General features: G+C 38.7%; 19 protein-coding genes, 2 tRNA genes and 1 pseudogene. 11 read left to right on the forward strand and 11 right to left on the reverse strand.

What is annotated here, in order from left to right; genetic code table 11:
- Positions 1-110 precede the first annotated feature (110 nt).
- A pseudogene (locus H5161_RS19285) lies at positions 111-485 on the forward strand (YdcF family protein); the annotation flags it as partial.
- 14 nt (positions 486-499) lie between these two features.
- Here the strand turns inward: H5161_RS19285 and H5161_RS19290 are convergent.
- Positions 500-1,252, reverse strand: coding sequence for a Nif3-like dinuclear metal center hexameric protein (locus H5161_RS19290; protein WP_182694328.1), 753 nt, complete (start codon positions 1,250-1,252; stop codon positions 500-502).
- A gap of 150 nt (positions 1,253-1,402) precedes the next feature.
- On the opposite strand from H5161_RS19290, the gene H5161_RS19295 reads away from it, so the two are divergent.
- Positions 1,403-1,744, forward strand: a complete 342-nt coding sequence (locus H5161_RS19295; protein WP_002961684.1) for a hypothetical protein — start codon at positions 1,403-1,405, stop codon at positions 1,742-1,744.
- Between the two features lie 139 nt (positions 1,745-1,883).
- Here the strand turns inward: H5161_RS19295 and H5161_RS19300 are convergent, their stop codons facing one another.
- From H5161_RS19300 to H5161_RS19320, 5 genes are all read right to left on the reverse strand, one after another.
- A complete protein-coding gene (locus tag H5161_RS19300; RefSeq protein ID WP_182769890.1) occupies positions 1,884-5,063 on the reverse strand; it encodes an amidohydrolase family protein in 3,180 nt (1,059 codons plus the stop codon).
- 105 nt (positions 5,064-5,168) lie between these two features.
- Positions 5,169-5,993: a M90 family metallopeptidase gene (locus H5161_RS19305; RefSeq protein WP_002961680.1), complete on the reverse strand. Its 825-nt coding sequence runs from the start codon at positions 5,991-5,993 to the stop codon at positions 5,169-5,171.
- 176 nt (positions 5,994-6,169) lie between these two features.
- Complete coding sequence (locus H5161_RS19310) at positions 6,170-6,808, reverse strand: CatA-like O-acetyltransferase (RefSeq protein WP_182769893.1); 639 nt, start codon at positions 6,806-6,808, stop codon at positions 6,170-6,172.
- 136 nt (positions 6,809-6,944) lie between these two features.
- Entirely contained in the window at positions 6,945-7,985 is a 1,041-nt protein-coding gene (locus H5161_RS19315; RefSeq protein ID WP_002961676.1) for a Glu/Leu/Phe/Val dehydrogenase, read from the reverse strand.
- 429 nt (positions 7,986-8,414) lie between these two features.
- Positions 8,415-9,941: a fumarate hydratase gene (locus tag H5161_RS19320; RefSeq protein ID WP_165742758.1), complete on the reverse strand. Its 1,527-nt coding sequence runs from the start codon at positions 9,939-9,941 to the stop codon at positions 8,415-8,417.
- 155 nt (positions 9,942-10,096) lie between these two features.
- On the opposite strand from H5161_RS19320, the gene pabB reads away from it, so the two are divergent.
- The 3 genes from pabB (at position 10,097) to H5161_RS19335 (ending at position 13,515) form a co-directional block, all read left to right on the forward strand.
- On the forward strand, positions 10,097-11,455 hold the full coding sequence (gene pabB, locus H5161_RS19325) for an aminodeoxychorismate synthase component I (RefSeq protein WP_182711550.1): 1,359 nt from the start codon (positions 10,097-10,099) through the stop codon (positions 11,453-11,455).
- A gap of 6 nt (positions 11,456-11,461) precedes the next feature.
- The gene (locus tag H5161_RS19330; protein ID WP_024594770.1) at positions 11,462-12,037 is read left to right on the forward strand and encodes a CoA pyrophosphatase; all 576 of its coding nucleotides are present in this window, start codon (positions 11,462-11,464) and stop codon (positions 12,035-12,037) included.
- 101 nt (positions 12,038-12,138) lie between these two features.
- Positions 12,139-13,515, forward strand: coding sequence for an L-serine ammonia-lyase (locus tag H5161_RS19335; RefSeq protein ID WP_024603668.1), 1,377 nt, complete (start codon positions 12,139-12,141; stop codon positions 13,513-13,515).
- A 75-nt stretch (positions 13,516-13,590) separates the two neighbouring features.
- Here H5161_RS19335 and cysB read toward each other — a convergent pair whose 3' ends face one another.
- Complete coding sequence (cysB, locus tag H5161_RS19340) at positions 13,591-14,568, reverse strand: HTH-type transcriptional regulator CysB (RefSeq protein ID WP_024606543.1); 978 nt, start codon at positions 14,566-14,568, stop codon at positions 13,591-13,593.
- Positions 14,569-14,892: 324 nt separating this feature from the next.
- Here cysB and H5161_RS19345 point away from each other — a divergent pair, with 324 nt between their 5' ends.
- Positions 14,893-15,651, forward strand: coding sequence for a hypothetical protein (locus tag H5161_RS19345; protein ID WP_182769891.1), 759 nt, complete (start codon positions 14,893-14,895; stop codon positions 15,649-15,651).
- Positions 15,652-15,724: 73 nt separating this feature from the next.
- On the opposite strand, the gene H5161_RS19350 is transcribed toward H5161_RS19345, so the two are convergent.
- On the reverse strand, positions 15,725-17,017 hold the full coding sequence (locus H5161_RS19350) for an NCS2 family permease (protein ID WP_182769892.1): 1,293 nt from the start codon (positions 17,015-17,017) through the stop codon (positions 15,725-15,727).
- A 118-nt stretch (positions 17,018-17,135) separates the two neighbouring features.
- Here H5161_RS19350 and H5161_RS19355 point away from each other — a divergent pair, with 118 nt between their 5' ends.
- The 3 genes from H5161_RS19355 to H5161_RS19365 all read left to right on the forward strand — a co-directional run bounded on the left by H5161_RS19355 (position 17,136) and on the right by H5161_RS19365 (position 18,851).
- Complete coding sequence (locus H5161_RS19355; RefSeq protein WP_182693823.1) at positions 17,136-17,600, forward strand: tetratricopeptide repeat protein; 465 nt, start codon at positions 17,136-17,138, stop codon at positions 17,598-17,600.
- 298 nt (positions 17,601-17,898) lie between these two features.
- Positions 17,899-18,333 (forward strand): SulA-like leucine-rich domain-containing protein, encoded by a 435-nt coding sequence (locus H5161_RS19360; RefSeq protein ID WP_002961428.1) that lies wholly within the window; start codon positions 17,899-17,901, stop codon positions 18,331-18,333.
- A gap of 38 nt (positions 18,334-18,371) precedes the next feature.
- Entirely contained in the window at positions 18,372-18,851 is a 480-nt protein-coding gene (locus H5161_RS19365) for a YchJ family protein (RefSeq protein WP_024595938.1), read from the forward strand.
- Between the two features lie 74 nt (positions 18,852-18,925).
- Here H5161_RS19365 and H5161_RS19370 read toward each other — a convergent pair whose 3' ends face one another.
- The 3 genes from H5161_RS19370 to H5161_RS19380 all read right to left on the reverse strand — a co-directional run bounded on the left by H5161_RS19370 (position 18,926) and on the right by H5161_RS19380 (position 21,046).
- Positions 18,926-19,843 (reverse strand): diguanylate cyclase, encoded by a 918-nt coding sequence (locus tag H5161_RS19370; protein ID WP_138489334.1) that lies wholly within the window; start codon positions 19,841-19,843, stop codon positions 18,926-18,928.
- Positions 19,844-20,036: 193 nt separating this feature from the next.
- Positions 20,037-20,339, reverse strand: a complete 303-nt coding sequence (locus H5161_RS19375; protein ID WP_002961433.1) for a DUF6172 family protein — start codon at positions 20,337-20,339, stop codon at positions 20,037-20,039.
- Between the two features lie 179 nt (positions 20,340-20,518).
- Positions 20,519-21,046, reverse strand: coding sequence for a VC2046/SO_2500 family protein (locus H5161_RS19380; RefSeq protein WP_182738261.1), 528 nt, complete (start codon positions 21,044-21,046; stop codon positions 20,519-20,521).
- Between the two features lie 112 nt (positions 21,047-21,158).
- Between H5161_RS19380 and H5161_RS19385 the strand changes: the two genes are divergently transcribed.
- Both H5161_RS19385 and H5161_RS19390 read left to right on the forward strand, forming a co-directional pair.
- Positions 21,159-21,243: transfer RNA gene (locus H5161_RS19385), tRNA-Tyr, on the forward strand.
- 49 nt (positions 21,244-21,292) lie between these two features.
- Positions 21,293-21,377 (forward strand) — tRNA-Tyr (locus H5161_RS19390).
- Positions 21,378-21,410 lie beyond the last annotated feature (33 nt).

The following is a 21,410-nucleotide window of genomic DNA, read 5'->3' on the forward strand; positions in this document are numbered from 1 at the left end:
CAAGCGCACAGGGCGTGCATCTGTGAAAGTGTTATGGCAAGGATGGCTTAAGTTACAAGCCATCCTGGAAGGCTACGATTTAGCAAAATCTCTTGAGTCAGACTTGTGATCAAGAGACAGCTAATAGCGGGCTTATGTATCAAACGGCAATTAGTTTAGGCGTTAATAAGAGCCGTATTTTCCAAAATCCAAAAGCAATGGATACAGGTGAAGAAGCTAAATTACTGGCATCAAAATTAGTCGACTTTAAAGTTGCACTAGTAACATCTGTACTGCACATGCCCCGTGCCAAAGACTTATTTAATGCTCAAGGTATTGAAGTCATAACCGCAGCCACTGATTATCATAATTTTGCTGCACTTCCATGGAGCAAGCAGTTTATTCCCAATGCTCATGCTTTACTTGTGGTTACGCAATACAGTCACGAAGTAGTAGGAAATATATGGATAAGTTTGCGCCGCTGGATAGATCCAGAGGCGCTGTAACTTATATAGCCTAATTAAACTGGGTTATCTATGTCTATAAATGTCACATCAAAACCATGCTCTTGAGCAAGTAACTCACCTAGTGCTTTTACACCATAGCGCTCTGTTGCATGATGCCCAGCTGCAAAAAAATCAATGTTTTGCTCACGAGAACTATGAATTGTCTGCTCCGATGCTTCACCCGTTAAATAAGCATCAATGCCTTGATCTGCTGCTAAATCAATATATCCTTGCCCGCCACCAGTACACAGTGCAATGGTTTCTATTTTAGCTGAACGTACTAAGCTTGTGAGCGGGGTTCGATTAAGCACTTTTGCAATTTTATCTGCAAAATCTTCACCACTTAATGGTGTTTTTAAACGTCCTTTCATTGCTACGCTATTTGAAGTTGGCTCTAGCCCTGTTTCAATTTCAATATCTAATAACTTTGCAAGTTGTGCGTTATTGCCAACTGCTGGATGAATATCGAGTGGTAAGTGATAGCCGAATAAATTAATATCGTTTGCTAGTAGTGCGCCTATACGACGCTTTTTCATACCCGTTATTGGTTGAGATTCCCCTTTCCAAAAAAAACCATGATGAACCAAAATAGCATCTGCTTGTTGCTCAATGGCAGCTTCTATTAAAGCTTGACTTGCGGTTACACCCGTCACAATTTTTTTAATTTCGTTTTTACCTTCGACCTGTAAGCCATTTGGGCAAAAATCTTTTATTAAATGAGGTTTCAAAATGTCATTTAGGAGTTGGTTAAATTCTCTACGTTGCATACAACTTACCTTACTTAGCACTGAATTTTGTGCAAATTTTGGCGTTTATAGGCCTAAAATGGAAGGAAAATCGCAAAAAATTGAAAAACTGTTTTAAAATAGGTATAAATACCTCTTCTTTATCTGTGTTCACAACGTATAGGGTCTCTGATGAGCAAACTAGACAAAACAGAAGTGTTATCTGCCTTTGAAGCAGCGTACGAAACTGCCAATGGTAAAAAACCTGAAATCACAACCAAACCTGGTTGGTACAGCATTGATGGCGGTAAAAATTTACGCCTAGCTGACGTAGCAGAGCTTACTAAAAAATTAAACTCTGGTAAAACAACTAAAACGAAAAAACCAAAAGCAGCTGCTCCTGTTAAAGCACAGAAAAAAGCGCCATTCACTGTTGTTACCGAAAATGAAGAAGGTTACACAGCGGAAGAACTTTGGATTGTAATTTTAGCTCGTAAAGATCATGACTGTCGCTTACCGCGCGGTGTTGTTTAATCAACATTTATGATTTTTAAAAGAAACCGCGTTAAGCGGTTTTTTTATATCCATTATTTGCCAAAAATATAAAGCTTTATAAGTTGTGTAAGGCTAAAAAAAGCGGCTATGTAGCCGCTTTAACAAAGTTTAAAATAAATTACAGTTCTTCAAAATAAAGTGGTTCGCGTTCTTTTTTACCCACTTCATTCATTGTCTCTGCATTGAATAGTCGACCATTGATCATGGTGTAATCTACTTTATCCGAATCTCGAATATTTTTAAGCGGATCGCCATCTATAACCATTAAATCAGCCAGTTTGCCCACTTCAAGCGAGCCTACGTTTTTATCAAGCCCTAAATACTTAGCCGGATCGAGTGTCGATGCACGTATTGCCTCAAGCGGTGTCATTCCGCCTTGTGCAAACATCCACATCTCCCAGTGTGCACCTAAGCCTTCACGCTGACCGTGCGCACCTAAGTTAACTAATACACCTAGGTCTTGCAGCTCAGCAGCAACGCGTGCGTTATTAAAGTGATTATAGTGATGATCGGGCGCTTTAATGCGGCGCATAGAGCGTGGTAATAATTGATTTTTAGGCACAAATTTACTTAAACGCGGGTGATTCCACACATCAGTTTTATCGTACCAGTAGTTCTCACCCCAAATGCCACCATAAGCCACTACAAGTGTTGGTGTGTAACCAACATCACTTTGCGACCATAACTGCTTTATATCGTCGTATATGTTCTCTACAGGGATTGAATGCTCAATACCTGTGTGTCCATCTACAATCATACTTAAGTTATGTTGTAATAATGAGCCACCTTCAGGGACAACCATCATTTCAAGTTCACGGCCTGCTTCAATAACTTGTTGGCGCTGCTCTCGGCGTGGCTGGTTATACGATTTAACACTAAACGCCCCTACTTTTTTAAGGCGCTCTAAATGAAATTTAGCATCGTCTAACGAGTCAATATGCGACGTATAACCTGGCATATTTGCGCCATATAAAATAGTACCCGTTGAGAAAATACGCGGGCCAACAATCATGCCTGCCTTTTGCATTTCGCTTGCGGTAAATATTTCAGAGGTATCGTTTGATGGATCGTGAATTGTAGTTACACCCAGCGCTAAACCTGCAAAGTTTTTCCAGTTTTGCTCAGGTATAATTTCACCGCTTGCTTGCGAGCCATGTGCATGAGCATCAACAATACCAGGCATAATTGTTTTGCCTGTTACATCAATAACCTCAGCACCTTTAGGGATGCTTATCTCGCTGGCTGTACCAATTGCTTTGATATGCTTGCCATCGGTGATAATAACACCATTTTCAATAACCTTTTCGCCGTCCATAGTAATAATTTTTGCACCAGTGAGCGCAATCATGCCTTTAGGCTCTGCCATTTTTTTACTGAAACCGATATTATCGCCACTTTTCACTTTAAAGTCGGCATCTTCGGCTTTGTTAATAGCAAACATCCCCTCAAGGCTTGCATGATAAAGCTCAGGCCCTAATGTCCAATAAAGTTTGTTGCTCTTAGCACTCCAGCTAATGTTTTCACCAGCACGTACCGATAACTGCTCTATTGGAAATTGACTGTCTTTAGGCCCAATATTAATTGTTTTACCACTTTGAACAAACGGCGTTACAAATACTTTAAATCGCTCAGCAAAAGCGAGGTATTGCCCATCTGGTGATACTCTAAATTCTGTCGCATGTTCTGACTCGTACAGTTTGCGAACTTTTTTACTTTCAAGCTCAACTACGCTAAGCGTTGGTTTTGGCCAAGGACTCATTATAAAAACGCGATCGTTTGCATCTCCAAATTGAGGCTGATAACCACTTTTTGAAATAAGCTCACTTTTACCGCCTTTTTCGCTTACGCTATAAACCCCCGGATTAAGTGACCACTTAGGGTTTAAAATACTGCCGCCAGTGGCTTTTCGATAAACAACCGTTTTACCATCTGGGCTAAACGTTGGCTCTACGTACTTGCCAGGCTCTTTAGTAACTGTATCACCACGACCACTGCGCGCAGACACAACTCTCACTGACCCTTGTTTGTTATCATCCCATGTGGTGTAAACTATTTTTTTACCATCGCGAGAGTACTGTGGAAATAATTCGTAATGATCAGTTTGCTTTGTTAAACGCTTAATTTTACCCGACTCTAAATCACGTTTATAAATATGTCCAAGCGCTTCAAAAATTGCCGTTTCGCCATCTGGGCTTACTTGCACATTACGCAGCATTTTTACATCAAACTCATCAGTATCTAAGTTTTGTGTAAAGCGCACCGCTTTTTGAATTTTTTTACTTGTTTGCACTTTAAAAGGAATGGTTTTAACAGATTTCTCTGCAACATCTAGCTTGTGAATTGTGCCACCAGCCCAAAACACCAGTTCTTCGTTATCTGGTGTCCATGCAATGGTTGGGTATACACCATGAATAGCCCATGTTTCTTGCATATCTCGCTCAAGCTTATCGTAAAGCTTAGTGTGCTCACCGCTGGTTAAGTCATATAAATAAAGACTAGTTTGAAAATCATCACGCTTTATATACGCCAGTTTTTTTCCATCAGGTGACGGTGTAGGCCTAATAGCACCGCCCATCGTATCGATTATGGTTTCAATTTCACCCGTTTCACGGTCGTAGCGCTTAATTTTATAAATGCCCGCTACAGAATCCTTTGAATAATGAAAGGTTTTACCGGGTGTTGCATCATGCGAAAAGTATACATAACGACCATCAGGTGAAAACATTGGCTCACCTAAATCTTTTTGATCGTTCTCGCGTTTTGTAAGCTGTACGCCCTTGCCACCCGCTTTGTGATACAACCACACTTCACCTGCTCCCAATGAGCGGCTAGCTGTAAAGTGTTTACGCGCAACTAAGTAGTCGCCATCAGGACTCCATGCAGGGCTATTTAGTAATCTAAAGGTTTCATCGGTAACAGCGTGTTGGTTTTCGCCATTTAAGTCCATTATCCAAATGTTATCGCCACCACCTTGATCGGAGGTAAACGCAATACTTTTGCCGCTAGGACTAAAACGAGGTTGCATTTGCCATGCAATATCAGAGGTGAGCTTTGTAGCTGTACCACCACTCATTGGCATAGTGTAAATATCGCCAAGTAAGTCAAACACCACGGTTTTACCATCAGGGCTAACATCTATATTCATCCATGTGCCTTGCTCAACGCTAATTGCAGCGTCAACAAATTGCCCCTTAGGTGAATCTACTTGCCATTTTTGTTCGTCTTTTTCGGCGGCATGTACCTGCCCTATCGCTAATGACACCGACAATGCTAATACTGTATGAAGCATTTTTTTCATGCGTTTCTCGCTTGTTATTGTTGCAGTAAAAACTATTTCACATGATTGCAACAAAAACAAACGCAACTTGCCAGCGTTATATGATAAAGCGCGGTTTATGTAGGTTTAATGCCAAACAATAGGGTCAAATTGATAGTAATTAACTAACATACTGTAAATTTCAGGATCGTATCGGCGAAGCTCTGCGGGTTTTTCGAGGAAGGTTTCGGTGAGTACAGCAAAAAACTCAGCTTCGTTAGTCGCACCATAGCTGTGAATAACATGCGGCATGCTATAAGCAACGTGACTTTTTAACTGGGTGAAAGCACGGCTAAATACTCGGCCCCACTCTTTGTAATCTGCTGAGCTTTTTAAAATGGGCGTACCCGTTGTTTTACCTGTTTCCTGATCAAGTTGATGCGCAAACTCATGAAATACCAAGTTATGTCCATCGCTTGGTAAACGATTACCCTCAAGCACGTCATGCCAACTGAGTACAAGTGTGCCGCCAGGCCATGACTCGCCTAGTCTTACCGTATTGTGGTAACTCACAAGTCCTGCACTATCGCGAGTTGATTGCGGAGCATAATAAGCACTTGGGTATAATAAAATTTCTTTTACATTTCTATATAACGGCCACGGTTTATTAAGCACTAATACACACGCATCGGCGGCTACAATTAACTTCATTGCAGACGTTAGCCTTAAGCCATCACAACCGACAAAGCGTTTTTCGTTTAAAAACCACGTAATATGTCGCTCTAACTTTTCTCTGTCAGCGTCGGTCATTTTTTTATAGATGGGCATGCAACGCAGTAAAATATCTTTTTGCTGTGAATTTAAAGCAAAGTCTTTATATTTACTGCGCCATAATCGGTTTTGAATTGATGGCCAACGCCAGAAAATCACCACAAAAAGAATTAAAACAACAATTAACAGTCCATTTATCATGGGGATTTCCTGAGCTAAGGTATGGTATATAAATATGTCCAGCACACGTGCTTTTCAAGCATATAAGGTTATGTATTTGAATATAAAGTAATTCACATCGCATTGCTTATAGATTACTTATAGATTACTTATAAATTGTTTACTGCTTTGCACTGCCGTTAAATGACGTGTTTAAGTTAACCTTTGCAAAAGGAGTCAAATGTACCATGCAATGTGTTTATAAATTTCGCTACGTGCAAACCATCCATTAATGAGTGGTGTACATCGATAGCTAAAGGCATTGTACCTGTGTGTTTATCAAACTGACCAAATACAAATTTAGGAATGCCTAAACTCTCCCCTTCACTAAATGCATGCGAAAACGCACTAAAATTCAGCCACGGCAAAACAGATATATGAATTAAGTCGGCCTGCCCTTCTGTTTGGGCAAATGCATCAGAAAATAACGGCTGTTGTTTCGCTTTTTTGCTTACGTCACTTGCATGATTTGCAAACTCTTTAAAATCGCTTGCGCTATTAAAATAACTAAAAACAAACGTATCGTTTTCAGACAACTCAACCACACTTGCGCGAACACTATTAAGTAACCATGGCCTACTATCTATTATACGTAGCATTATTGAATCGTACTCATGGCACGCTTTTAAGGTGCAATATACATATGTTTGAAAAAAAGAAAATTGATTGGTTTTGCAATAGTCGTAAAGTGCTTGAGCATCTAAACGCACACACACATTAAAATAAGGCTGAGAAAAGTGTTTAAATAATTCAAAGTGTTGCTTTCTAGGCCAATTATCTAAATCGATAGGCTGCATGAGAGAAGTTGAGGGAGTCATAATTTGCCGCACAAAATTAAAAATAAAGTGTACCGCTGTTCAGTAACAATTGCATTAACTTACAGATAAACAAAAGGTGTGCAATTGCACACCCTTATATAAATTAGAACTTAGATCACAGACCGTTTTTAATGATCTCTTGCGCTAATTCGTCAGCAATTAAATGCGTTGATTTTTGCTCTTTTTCGCTACGGGCAAAGATTTCAGTTAACGTATTAAAAATACCTTCAACATGTTTATTAGACGCTGCTGCACTGTAACCATCTGGCGCTGTTTCGTAATAAACATTAATAATACCACCGGCGTTAATTACGTAATCTGGTGCATATAAAATGCCTTTTTCACGAATAACTTCACCATGGCGAGATTCTGCCAGCTGATTATTAGCACAGCCTGCAATAATAGTCGCTTTTAAACGCGGTATAGTTAAATCGTTAATAGTTGCGCCTAGTGCACACGGTGCATAAACATCAACATCTAAGTCGTAAATGTCATCAATGCCAACCGCAGTTGCGCCAAAATCACTTACTACACGATCAATGGCGGCTTGGTTAATATCAGTTACAAACAACTCAGCGCCCGCATCATGTAAATGTTTACATAAACCATAAGCAACAGCACCTAAACCTTGAACAGCCACTTTCACACCTGCAAAATTTTGATGGCCACGTTGATGCTGTAGCGCTGCTTTAATTCCTAAAAAAGTACCGTATGCTGTAAATGGCGATGGGTTACCGCTTTTACCTTCAAGGCCCAGTACGTAATTAGTTTCTTTATTCATAATAGCTACATCAGCACATGTGATGTTTACATCTTCTGCTGAGTAATAGCTGCCATTTAATCGCTCTAATTGACGACCAAATGCACGGAATAATTGCTCAGATTTAATTTCTTTCGCATTACCTATAATTACAGATTTACCGCCACCAAAGGGTAAGCGCGCAACTGCATTTTTATAAGTCATGCCCTTTGATAAACGTAGCACGTCATAAACAGCATCTTCGTCGTTTGCATAATCCCACATTCTACATCCGCCAACTGCAGGACCTAGGTTGGTATTATGTACAGCAATAATTGCTTTTAAACCCGACTCTTCATCAGAACAAAAAACCACTTGTTCATGGTTATCAAATTCAACTCGATTAAACACAGCCACTTAAAATACTCCGAAATAGTTAACCCGTGAGAGGGTATGCGCGCTGGAAATTGCCGAGACTTTATCACTTCATATACGTGTTCGCTATACTCACAGATGATAAAACCAATGAAAACATTAAGCTTAAATTAAATAACCTAATTAAAACTTTTATATAGATAAAAAATTTACAAAACCGTCATTTTTAAGTTTTAAATACTATAAATATAAGAACCACACCGACTTACGTTTACGTGAACGTAACACAATTGTTGCATGTAAAGTTTAATATACAAGTGCTACCTGGCCGCTACGTACCGCTGCCTATAGGTTTCCAGTAAAAAGTAAGCTTTTTCGCAAACTGGTCAGAGCTGTAAACTTGCTAATAACTCTATTTAAAAAACAAAAAAGCGAGCACTAGGCTCGCTTTTTAAAAATACAAAACGTACGTTATTTTAGCTTGCTATCAAGCTCTTCAATTTTAGCTTTCCAGATAGCAGGGCCTTGTGTATGCGCATTGGCGCCTTCACTGTCTACTGCAACAGTCACTGGCATATCTTCTACTTCAAATTCGTAAATAGCTTCCATACCTAAATCTTCAAAAGCTACAACACGCGCTTTTTTAATCGCTTTAGATACTAAGTAAGCTGCGCCGCCTACAGCCATCAAATAAACAGATTTATGCTCTTTAATAGACTCAACCGTTGCAGGGCCACGTTCAGCTTTGCCAATCATGCCTACAATGCCTGTTTTTTCTAGCATCATATCGGTAAATTTATCCATGCGAGTGGCTGTTGTAGGGCCAGCAGGACCTACTGCTTCATCGCGTACCGCATCCACAGGGCCCACGTAATAAATAAATTTATTATCAAAGTCTACGCCCTCAGGTAAACCTTCACCTGAGTTGATCATATCTTGCAAACGTTTATGCGCTGCATCACGACCTGTTAAAATAGTGCCCGAAAGTAAAACGGTTTCACCCATTTTCCATTCTTGAACATCTTTTTTAGTCAGTGTATTTAAATCAACACGACGTGTGCCTTCGCCCACTTCAAATGTTACTTGTGGCCAATCTTCTAGTTTAGGTGCTTTTAAATTAGCAGGGCCAGAACCGTCAAGCGTAAAATGTACATGGCGAGTTGCCGCACAATTTGGGATCATTACTACAGGTTTTGAAGCTGCATGCGTTGGTGCTGTTTTAATTTTAACATCAACAACCGTTGTTAAACCGCCTAAACCTTGTGCACCAATACCTAATTTATTAGCACGGTCAAAAATTTCTAAACGCAGTTTTTCTTCAGTTGTTTCTGCGCCGCGTTCTATTAACTCGTGAATATCAACCGGATCCATTAACGACTCTTTAGCCATTACTGCTGCTTTTTCAGCCGTACCACCAATACCTATACCTAGCATGCCTGGCGGACACCAACCAGCACCCATTGTTGGTAGTGTTTTTTCTACCCATGCAGCAACATCATCTGACGGGTTTAACATAACCATTTTACTTTTGTTTTCAGAGCCGCCGCCTTTAGCCGCAACCATTACTTCTACTTTTCCACCCGCTACTAAATCAATATGCACAACCGAAGGCGTATTATCTTTAGTATTTTTACGCGTACCAGCAGGGTCTGCAACAATAGATGCACGTAAAGGGTTATCTGGATTCAAATATGCACGACGAGTACCTTCATCAACCATTTGTTGAACGGTTAAATCTGTTTTATCCCACTTAACATCCATACCTACTTTAACAAAACAGGTAATAATACCGGTGTCTTGGCAAAGTGGACGCTTGCCTTCAGCCGACATGCGTGAGTTAATTAAAATTTGTGCAATGGCGTCTTTAGCCGCTTTACTTTGTTCTTTGTTGTACGCTTTTTCGAGTGCTTGAACAAAATCAAGTGGGTGATAGAACGAAATATATTGCAATGCATCTTCAATGCTATCAATAAAGTCTTGCTGACAAATTGTACTCATAGTGGTTCCTTAAGTTACCGTTACGCGTTGTCGCGTAATCTAAATCAAACCGGTGACGGTGGTTTGCACTGTTTTTTGCAGCTTAGTGCTGCCAAAAAATTTGACTTATGATACCCTCCCAGCCCGTTTCGAGCCAGTTCTTAAAGGGGCAGTAAATGCTAAACAATAAAAAAAATTGTATTAAATTAGGCATAACACAAAACTGCATTGACGTTTTTGCGCATTTTTCACATTTGCCTTATGCAATTCTATTAGATTCTGCAAATAGTAATCATATAAACAGCCGTTTTGATATTGTTGCTATTGAGCCGCAAAGTACCCTTGAAGTAAAAAATAATAAAAGCTTTTTAAATAATATAGAAAGTAGTGATAACTGCTTTGAAATTATGAATAATGAGCTTTCGCATCTTGCTAAAACAAAAGCCGATTACGATTTACCCTTTAACGGCGGCTGGCTTGGCTACTTTGGCTACGACTTAGGGCGTACAATTGAAAACATCCCCACTCGTGCTATTGAAGATATTAATCTTCCCCAAATGGCTATTGGTCTTTACTTAGATGCCCTTCTTTACGACAAGCAGCAACAAAGCTGGTTTTATGTATCGCAGCCAAACACCGATCGATTAGCGCTTTATGAGCAATACTTAAATACACACGCTAACTCCCAAGTTAATACGCAGTCCTTTGCCCTAAACAGCGACTGGCAATCAAATATGAGCGAAACGGAATACGCTGCAAAGTTTGCCCAAATTGAGGAGTATCTAAAAAGTGGCGATTGTTACCAAATTAATTTAGCGCAGCGCTTTAACGCTCAGTTTGAAGGCTCCCCTTGGGCAGCTTATATTAAACTGCGTGAGGCAAATAAAGCGCCATTTTCGAGCTTTATAAATCACCCTCAAGGGGCAATTTTATCAATTTCCCCTGAGCGCTTTATATCTGTAAATAATAACGTTGTAGAAACCAAACCTATTAAAGGCACTCTGCCGCGAAAAGCGGATGCGCTGGAGGATCAACGCCAAGCCCAAATACTCGCAGCATCAGCTAAAGATCGCGCTGAAAACGTAATGATTGTTGATTTACTGCGTAACGACTTAGGCAAAGTGGCAAAACCTGGCAGCGTTCACGTCCCTTCCCTTTTTGCTATTGAAAGCTTTCCGGCAGTGCATCATTTAGTAAGCACGGTAACCTCAGAACTTGATGAAGGCAAAACAGCGGTCGATCAGTTAAAAGCGGCTTTTCCGGGTGGCTCAATCACCGGTGCGCCCAAAATTAGAGCGATGGAAATAATTGAAGAACTAGAACCACATCGCCGCAGCATTTATTGTGGTTCAATTGGTTATTTAAGTGCATGTGGAAATATGGATACGAGTATCACTATTCGTACCTTGGTGTGCCACAAAGCGCAAATTTACTGCTGGGCAGGTGGCGGAATAGTAGCTGATTCTAAAGTCGAATTGGAATATCAAGAAACTTACGATAAAGTAAATAAAATCCTCCCTTTATTAAAACAGTAGGTCGCTTTGAATAGTGAACACATTATGGCGCGGTTTCTGTTAAGCCCTACAGCTGCGCCAAACCAGTTAAAAGACACGCGTAAAAAACGTGCTAGCGCTGTTATGCTGCCAATTATTGATATAGATAATCATGCACATATTTTACTGTGTAAACGCCCTACTTATTTACACCATCACCCTGGGGAGATTTGTTTGCCCGGAGGTAAGTTTGAAGTAAGCGACATTACCCTTCGCACCACAGCCCTTCGCGAACTAAAAGAAGAGCTAAATATTGCCCAAAGCAACGTTAATGTATTAGGTCATTTACCTGAGTATTCAACATTAACGGGTTTTAGTATTAGCCCCTATGTGGGTTTACTTAATAAAGGCACCACCTGGGAAAATGATTATAATGAAGTACAAGCGAGCTTTTTACTCTCGGTCACTGAGTTAAATAACGAAGCTAATTGGCAACCCTTACCTTTTCAACGATTTGGGAAAACGGTTATTTTGCAAGGTTTTAAAACGCCACATGGTTTACTTTGGGGTGCGACTGCAAGCATTATAAAAAACTTTACAAAACAACTCGCCTTACCAGTTTAAATCTTCGTTATTAGTAGTTACACAATCACAATTCCACGTTATCATGCTCGACCGTTCAAAGAGCAGCTTCGTGCTGATAAAACAAAGTAGAGACACACATTATGATCAGTGCATTTGATATGTTTAGCATTGGTATTGGCCCTTCGTCATCACACACCGTTGGCCCAATGCGCGCATCACGCTTATTTGTTAATGACCTACAAGAACAACAATTATTAGCAAATGTTACCGATATTAAAGTAGAGCTTTATGGCTCTTTGGGACAAACAGGTGTTGGCCATGGATCGGGTAAAGCCGTAATTCTTGGTTTAGCCGGTTATGACCCTGAAACTATAGATGCCGATTTAGTCGACGACATTTTAGCGACCATCGAAAAAGATCAGGTTATTTATCTAAACAAAACACACAAAGCTAAGTTTCCAAAACAAGGCGCTATTGTTTTTCATCGTCGCAAAACGCTGCCTAAGCACTCTAATGCAATGGAAATTATCGCCTCAAACAACGGCGAAAAAGTTTACAGCAAAGTATATTACTCTATTGGCGGTGGCTTTATTGTTACTGATGAAGAGTTTGAAAACGAAAAACAGGCGGCCCTCGATATTAGAGAAGAAAACCCAGCTCCTTTTCCTTTCAGTAGCGCAAAAGAGCTACTAGAGATGTGTAAAGAGTCAGGGCTTAGTGTTTCAAGCTTAATGATGAAGAACGAAAAAACACTACGCACTGAAGATGAAATAAAAGACACGCTGTTTCATATCTGGAAAGTAATGATGGCCTGTATTGACCGTGGTATGCGTACCGAAGGTATCCTACCTGGCGGCTTAAAAGTAAAGCGCCGAGCGCCTAGCTTATACTTAAAACTAAATATAGAGGTCAGTAACGACCCACTTCGTGCAATGGACTGGGTTGATTTATTTGCCCTTGCCGTAAACGAAGAAAATGCGGCAGGTGGCCGTGTAGTTACCGCACCAACTAATGGTGCTGCGGGTATTTTACCGGCTGTGCTTATGTACTATCACACATTTGTGAAAGAAGTAGACCGCGATATAGCCACACGTTATTTATTAACGGCTGCTGCTATTGGTATTTTATATAAAAAGAATGCCTCTATATCGGGTGCTGAAGTAGGTTGCCAAGGTGAAGTTGGCGTTGCGTGCTCTATGGCTGCAGGCGCATTAACAGAAATTGTTGGTGGCAATGTTGTGCAAGTAGAGAACGCAGCAGAAATTGGTATGGAACATAATTTAGGCCTCACGTGCGACCCTGTTGGTGGCTTAGTACAAGTGCCGTGTATTGAACGCAATGCAATGGGCGCGATTAAAGCAATTAATGCCTCACGTTTAGCTATTCGTGGCAGTGGAGAGCAAAAGGTATCACTTGATAAAGTGATTAAAACCATGCTTGAAACCGGCAACGATATGAAAACCAAATACAAAGAAACCGCTCGCGGTGGATTAGCAGTTAATATTATCGAATGTTAATCAGCTCGCTATAAAAAGAAAAAGCTGTCTATTTAAAATAGGCAGCTTTTTTATTGTTCGTTCAATGTAATCACCTTATTTAACCGGTAACTCTATATCTGCAAATAATTTATCTACATCGTCTTGGTTACGCATTAAACTTGCTCGCTCTACTCGCTCTTTAGTTAAGTGCGGTGCAAAACGCTCAATAAAATCATACATGTAAGTACGTAAAAAGCTGCCCTTTCTAAAACCAATTTTGGTCGTGCTAGCTTCAAATAAGTGGCTTGCATCAATACACACTAAATCAGTGTCACTCACTTGATCTATCGCCATTGACGCAACAACTCCTACTCCTAGCCCTAAACGTACATATGTTTTTATAACGTCAGCATCGGTTGCTGTAAATACAATGTGTGGTTCAAGCCCGTGTGCGCTAAACGCTTTATCTAACTCTGAGCGGCCCGTAAAACCAAATACATATGTAATGAGTGGATATTGGGCAATGTCAGCAACAGTTAAACTATTTGCCTTTTTAGCGAGAGGATGGTCTTTAGCAACAACAATACTGCGATTCCAATGATAACAAGGCAACATAACTAAATCTGAATACAAATGCAGTGCTTCTGTTGCAATAGCAAAGTCGGCATCACCGCGTGCTGCAGCATCTGATATTTGCTGTGGAGTACCTTGGTGCATATGAAGCGATACCGCAGGGTATTTTTTCATAAACCCTTGAATAACGTTAGGCAAAGCATAACGGGCTTGGGTATGTGTTGTGGCAATATTTAACTTACCTTGATCAGGTAACGTATGCTCATTAGCAACGGCTTTAATACCTTCTACTTTGGAGAGTATTTCACGAGAAATATTAATTATATCTTCGCCAGCACCGGTTACATGCGTTAAATGTTTACCACTGCGACCAAAAATTTGTACACCCAACTCATCTTCTAACATACGTACTTGTTTAGAAATTCCTGGCTGCGAGGTAAATAAACTCTCAGCAGTCGCTGAAACATTTAATTTATGATTTTGTACTTCTACGATGTATCTGAGTTGTTGTAATTTCATGGCTGCAAATTTTAACGTTATTATTCATATTATTTATAAAGGCAATACCGCTTAAAACCAAGTGTTATTTGCGTAAAATATTACTTTAGGTCTTTAGGTGTGCAATTATCTGATTAGAGCTCAAGGCTAGCATAATAAATATGCTTGAGGTAGCGATGTTTATTCAGCTTTAGTTTATAAGCCCTTAGGGTGACTACGGTTTATAAAGAGCTCAACCTATCAATTTTTTGGTGTATTTTTTAAGTTAATCGGCGCAAAGCTACCCTGTTAACGTATATTTAATGTAAGATTAAATAATTAGGTTATATATCCGAGAATTACACCATGATCGTTTCTATTATAATAGTGCTTATAGTTGCATTGATTGTGATTGCACTTTGGGTAAGTGCTGTACAACAACACAAAGAAAAACAAGAAGCGGAACGCCGCAAAGAGCTAACAAAACAAAAAGCTATAATAGAAGAAACAGAAGAAGCACTAATGAATAGTGCCAATATACCTCTTTCTGAAAATATAATCCGTGTATTGCAACGCCGTATTTATGAAGCATTAAATACGATGGTTACTAATTCGCCAACATCTAAAGCACTTAAAAGCCGCTTAAGTGAGGCTAAAACGCACCTCACCAATGCAGTTCTAGACAACAGCAGTGAAGCCCTAACGCTACCGAGTAATGACAAACAGCTTGTTGGCCTAATTCAAGGTATTAAAAAATTACGCTCAATTTTACGCTCTGAACATAATAAAGGTCGTATTGATAGTCAAGTTTTTGTTTTAGAAGATAAACGTCTTGAAAAACTACAACTGCGTATTAATATCGAAAGCCAAATAAAACGTGGCTTATCTGCCCGCTCAGCGAGTATGGTTGGCTCAGCAAGACAGTATTTTGAAAAAGCACAGGCAACGCTCAATGCAGTTACATACACCGATGAATATGTAACAACAAAACGCCAAGAAGTTGAAGGTTACTTAGAAGCAATTAGTGTTGAACTAAGAGCTTCTAATGCAAGCGCACTTAAAAAGAAAACAGAAGAAGAGCAAGACGACTTAGATATATTGTTTGCTCCTAAAAAGAAATGGTAATTCTTTTATAAAAGCATTAAAAAAGCCTGCACAAATTAAATTTATGCAGGCTTTTTTGTCTATTTGTTAGTCATTAAGACAAAAATGCAAACTTGAAAACAAACAAGGCTGTCAATATCCAAACACTAATACTGATTTGATCTTGCTTACCACACAAAACTTTAACCGCCGTATAAGATATAAAACCAAGTGCAATACCGTGCGCAATCGAAAACGTTAATGGTGTCATTAGTAATACCACAGTAACAGGAATTGCATCGGTCATATCATCCCAATTTACAAACTTTAAATTTTGTAACATCAGTACAGCGACATATAAAATAGCACCTGCCGTAGCATAAGCCGGTACCATTTGTGCAAGCGGTGCAAAAAACATCATTAGTAAAAAGCAAATACCTACAACTACAGCCGTTAAACCAGTACGTCCGCCAACAGATACGCCAGCAACCGATTCTATATACGATGTAGTCGTAGACGTGCCTAGCATCGCACCTGCAATTGTTGCAGAGCTGTCAGCACTTAGTGCACGCCCTAAACGAGGCATGTTACCTTTTTCATCAGCTAAACCAGCTTTTTGAGTGACCGCAACTAATGTACCCGAAGTATCAAAAAGATCGACAAACAAGAATGCAAAAATAACACTCATCATTGATATATCAAAAGCGGCGGCAAAATCTAGTTGCATAAAAGTAGGCATTATTGATGGTGGCATAGCCATAACACCGTGATATTCAACTAGCCCTAAACTTAGTGCAATGCCAGTCACTAATAAAATACTAATAAGTACACCGCTTTTAAAATCGCGGTATAAAAGCGCTGCAATTACAAAAAAGCTTAATATAGCCAATAATGGGCCTGGGGAAGTAATGTCGCCCAATTGCACTAATGTTGCTGAGCTTGAGACAATAATGCCTGCATTTTTAAGGGCAATTAAGGCTAAAAAAGCACCTATACCTGTTGCGATAGCTCGCTTGAGCACCAGAGGTATGGCATTAATAATCCATTCTCTGACTTTAAATAAGCTTAAAAATAAAAATATACAACCCGACATAAAAACAGCCCCTAATGCGGCTTGCCAGGTATAACCCATTCCTAATACGACGCCATACGTAAAAAAGGCATTTAGTCCCATGCCAGGCGCTAATGCTAATGGATAATTAGCCCACAAACCCATTATAAAACAGCCTATCGCAGCTGCTATACAGGTAGCTACAAATGCAGCCCCTTGGTCCATCCCTGCCTCAGCAAGCATAGCCGGGTTTACAAATACAATGTATACCATAGTGATAAAGGTCGTTAGGCCAGCAACGCATTCGCGTTTAACTGTTGAGTTATTTTCGCTGAGTTTAAATAAGGCTTCAAACATAATAAACTTGTGATAGTAAAAAGTGACGAGATTTTAACATAAAAATTATCTTTTACAGGACATTTTACCTTGCTATATACTAAACTGTTAAAGTAGTTAAAATAATAAATGAACCAATATGCTTAAAACAACACCTTGTGAGCAAGACTTAGAGCAACAGCTAGACAACATTTTAGGTTTTGTTACTCAACCAGAAAGCAGCCCCGCGCCCATTGATAATAAAAAAGATGAGCAAAGTACTATTAATAAAGCCCTATATTATTTAAAAAATAATCAAGCTCCATTGGCTGCAAAATGGATGCGCCTTGCTGCAATGGCAGGAAACCATAGAGCACAGTTTTATTTAGGTTTATTTTTTGTAAAAGGTGAAGGCGTGCCACAAAGTGTATTTCATGCTGTAGCTTGGTTGAGCTTAGCGAGTAGCCAAGGATACGCACCTGCCACTGCAGCGGTTACAGATATACGCAAACATATCGAAACTAAGCGATTTAAAGATGCTCAATGTTATGCAGCAAGTTTGTACGAACAAATTCACCAACTCCAGTTTTCTCATATGATCCCTCGCACGAGTGAAGACACATAAACCAACTAAGTTATAAGTACTGTATACAGTGTTGAAAAATACTGTATATAGTTACAAAGATACTCCTACTCAGTATAAAACCCACAAATTAAAACATTACTCAAAAATTTATTTTTGAAATACCCTCTCAAAAACAAACCTATAACAAGTTGATTAATAAAGAATTATAGATTTAAAAATAAAAAACAATGATCAAAGGCTGAATAACTGTACAAATAAATAGCATAAAATGCTTGCACGAAAGCACTGTATAAACTACTGTATATGAATACTGTATAAAAACCCAGTGAGTAAAATTATGTTACAGCCTATTACCGTAAGAACAGTTAAAAGTTACCAACAAGACGAGCAAAGCGATTGCGTAAATTTGATCCAAATTGAAGATGAAATTTCAGCGACCTTTGAGCTTTTAAAAGTATTACACCAATACAATAGCTCTAATGCATGGACGTTACTAATTGCGCCAGATCATGTACCTAGCAAAGCTTTACTTGACTCATGCTCTATTGATACAAGCAAATTACTTGTTATTAGACAGAAGCACCTAGTAAATTTAGAGTATGTATTAAATTCTGCGTTACATAATGGAAACTTTGCAGCGGTAATTACCTGGACCGATATAGTTAATAACCAACTACTTACAAATCTATCGTTCGATTTAAGTAAAACGAATACAAAACTATACTGTTTTACTAAAAACGCTCAAACAACAGAGATACCACTCGCTCAATAAGCTTGTTAAACTAATGTTTTAGATTCTGTATTATTATTATGACTTCACTCAATACCACATTATGTTTTTGCAGCAGTGGGCACAATTATGCCGATTGCTGCGAGCCGCTTCACTTATCTGTAAAGCAAGCTGACACTCCTGAACAACTTATGCGCTCACGATTCAGCGCTTATGTTATTAAAAATGCAAAATATGTTTATCAAACCTACGCAAAAGAAAAACAAGCTGAGAATCCGGTTAAAGAAATCAATGATTTTGCTAACAGCTGTCGATTTATAAATCTTGATTTAATTGACTCAAGCCATGATGGCGATACTGGAACTGTAGAATTTAAAGCCCAATATTTTTATCAAAACTTATTTTGTGAGCTTCATGAAAAATCGCAGTTTATTAAAGAAAACACTCAATGGCGTTATTTAGATGGCACTATATATCCTGTTGAAGATATTAAAGTAGGCAGAAATGATAACTGCCCATGCGGTAGCAATAAAAAGTACAAAAAATGTCATAGCATGTAATAAATAATCTTATTTAATATTTATCACCTAAAAGGTGTTTTTAAGTGGCAGAGTGATTTATTAGCTAACTAAACTTAAAAACACACTTTGTTACGCCCTTGCATTTTAGACTCATACATTTTTTCATCTGCGATCTGCAACGTGTTTTTGTTATTTACGTATGGTTGTAGGGTTGCACCGCCAATACTAATAGTCACAAAATCATATTCTGAATATTTGTGTAATATTCCTAAATCGGCCACATTCTGTTTAATTTTATCAGCAACACAAATTGCACCTTCAGTGCTTGTATGCGGTAGAACAACTACAAACTCTTCGCCGCCATAACGCGCAACAAAATCGGTTGGCCTTTGCAAACTATTAGTAATAGTTTGTGCTACTAGGTTTAACACCGTATCCCCCTGCACATGACCATAGATATCATTGTATTGCTTAAAATAATCTATATCGATGAGTAATAATGCATAGTCAACTTTTTCTCGTAAGGCGCTTCGTTCCATTTTAGAAAAATGTGCATCAAAATAACGGCGATTGAATACTTTAGTTAAATCATCTAAAAATACTTTTTGATTGAGTAAGTCGTGTTGTAATTTTAACGTTATATGGGCACGAACCCTTCTAAATAGTGTTTCTTTTACAATCGGCTTTTTAATAAAATCAACAGCTCCGGCTTCCCAACACTCTTCTTCTTCGTTTTCAAAGGATGTAACAAAAATAACTGGGATATCCTGTGTTTCAGTATTATTTTTTAATTTTAAACATGTATCAATACCACTCATTCCACCCATACTAATATCGAGTAGGACTATATCGGGTACATTTACATTACAAATTTCAATTGCTTCTTCACCACTTCCAGCTGTTGTCACATTAAAATGCTCAGATAATATTTTTTTTAATACGATTAAGCTTAATAACTGATCGTCAACTATAAGTACTTTAGAATTCTTTAAACTTAGTTTTAATTGATGGTCAGAGTAATTTATTGGCATAGTAAAAATGTTTTGTTTTTTTAATTAAAAACAGCCTATAGCATCACATTTTGTTATGCAAATGTTAATTAACAGGGATTCTACTTATTGGTTATTAATAAAAATGCTTTTTAGTAAATCTTTATTGCATAAAAACAAAAAATGAGCCACTTGGGCTCATTTTATAACTTTGAATACTTAATTTAGTTAAGTATTATTCGTCATCATCTAAATCTAATTGCTGACGTTGAGCAGGTCGAGCTAAAATCTCTACATAGAAAGAGGTCAAACCTTGCTTTTCAATTTCGCCAATTTGGTTACTTAATTCAGCAACGTGCACAACTTGCGCATCTTCAGCTGTGTTACCAAACTTACAGTCAAATGCCCAATAGTCAGCATCTTCAGGTAGCGTTTTATTACGCTCTCTTTTCAAATATTTTTTCACTTCGTGCTTTGCAGCATCAACCATACGAGGGTATTTGATTTTCTCGTGATTTAGCGTGAATGTTTTCTTCATTACGTTCCTAATTACCTTGGTTTAATGATAATGGCATTTCATGTCATACCATTTGACGCCATTATAGCAATTGCATTTAATTTTTGGATGCTTTTTTTTCATTAAATCAATTATTAGCAAATATATAAAGCAGACCCGTTATAAAGCATATATTAACTGATGATTATTACAATCATATATCACACCGCAATAAGCTGAAGTGGTTGATGTATTGCATCATTATTAAGGCTGTCGTAAAAAGCAGCTGCATCTATAGGAGGATTAGCAAGTTGTGTTTGTTCGCTTTTAATTCTTCTTCTGACAGCAAGCTCACAGTTATCTATTATATTAAGTGGAATATGCTTATCATCATTTCTAATCGCAAGTGGTTCAGGGCTTAAGCACTGTTTTAGCTTAATACTTGTCATACCGCAGCGCTCTCCTTCTTGAGATATTAATGATGCATTAAACTGTCCAACCAACATATTGTATTCATCAGGGGCTAAAAGTTGCTTTGGACCTGCGCCAAATTGCTTTCTTAATGCCTCTTCTTCTATAACTAAATTATCTATTTCAGTTTTTGGTAAATGAAATTGGCTAAAGTCGAGTGCGTCATGTGACAGCATCGCTAATAATAGAGAAAATTCGCCACGGCGATTTTCATGCACACTATTATTGAGCCTACTGTTTAACTGACTCTCTGTGATTAACAAATCATCTATTTGCATAGTCTTTAGTCGATTGTGGTAACTGATAGATATTTATCGGCTTTATTTCAATTTTCTTTAGCTTTTTTCTTTACTTAAATACGCAATTTGCTATTATCAGCGCCGTTGAATTGGAGGAGTTCCCGAGCGGCCAAAGGGATCAGACTGTAAATCTAACGGCTCAGCCTTCGCTGGTTCGAATCCAGCTACCTCCACCACTATTCGTACCGCTAAGTTAAGTGAGACCAAATACAATAAAATTAGTGTGGAGGGGTTCCCGAGCGGCCAAAGGGATCAGACTGTAAATCTGACGGCTCAGCCTTCGCTGGTTCGAATCCAGCTCCCTCCACCACTTCTCTACTATTCCTATATTCCTATATTCCTA

The sequence above is a fragment of the Pseudoalteromonas sp. SG43-5 genome (assembly GCF_014164345.1).
Taxonomy (GTDB): Bacteria; Pseudomonadota; Gammaproteobacteria; order Enterobacterales; family Alteromonadaceae; genus Pseudoalteromonas; species Pseudoalteromonas distincta.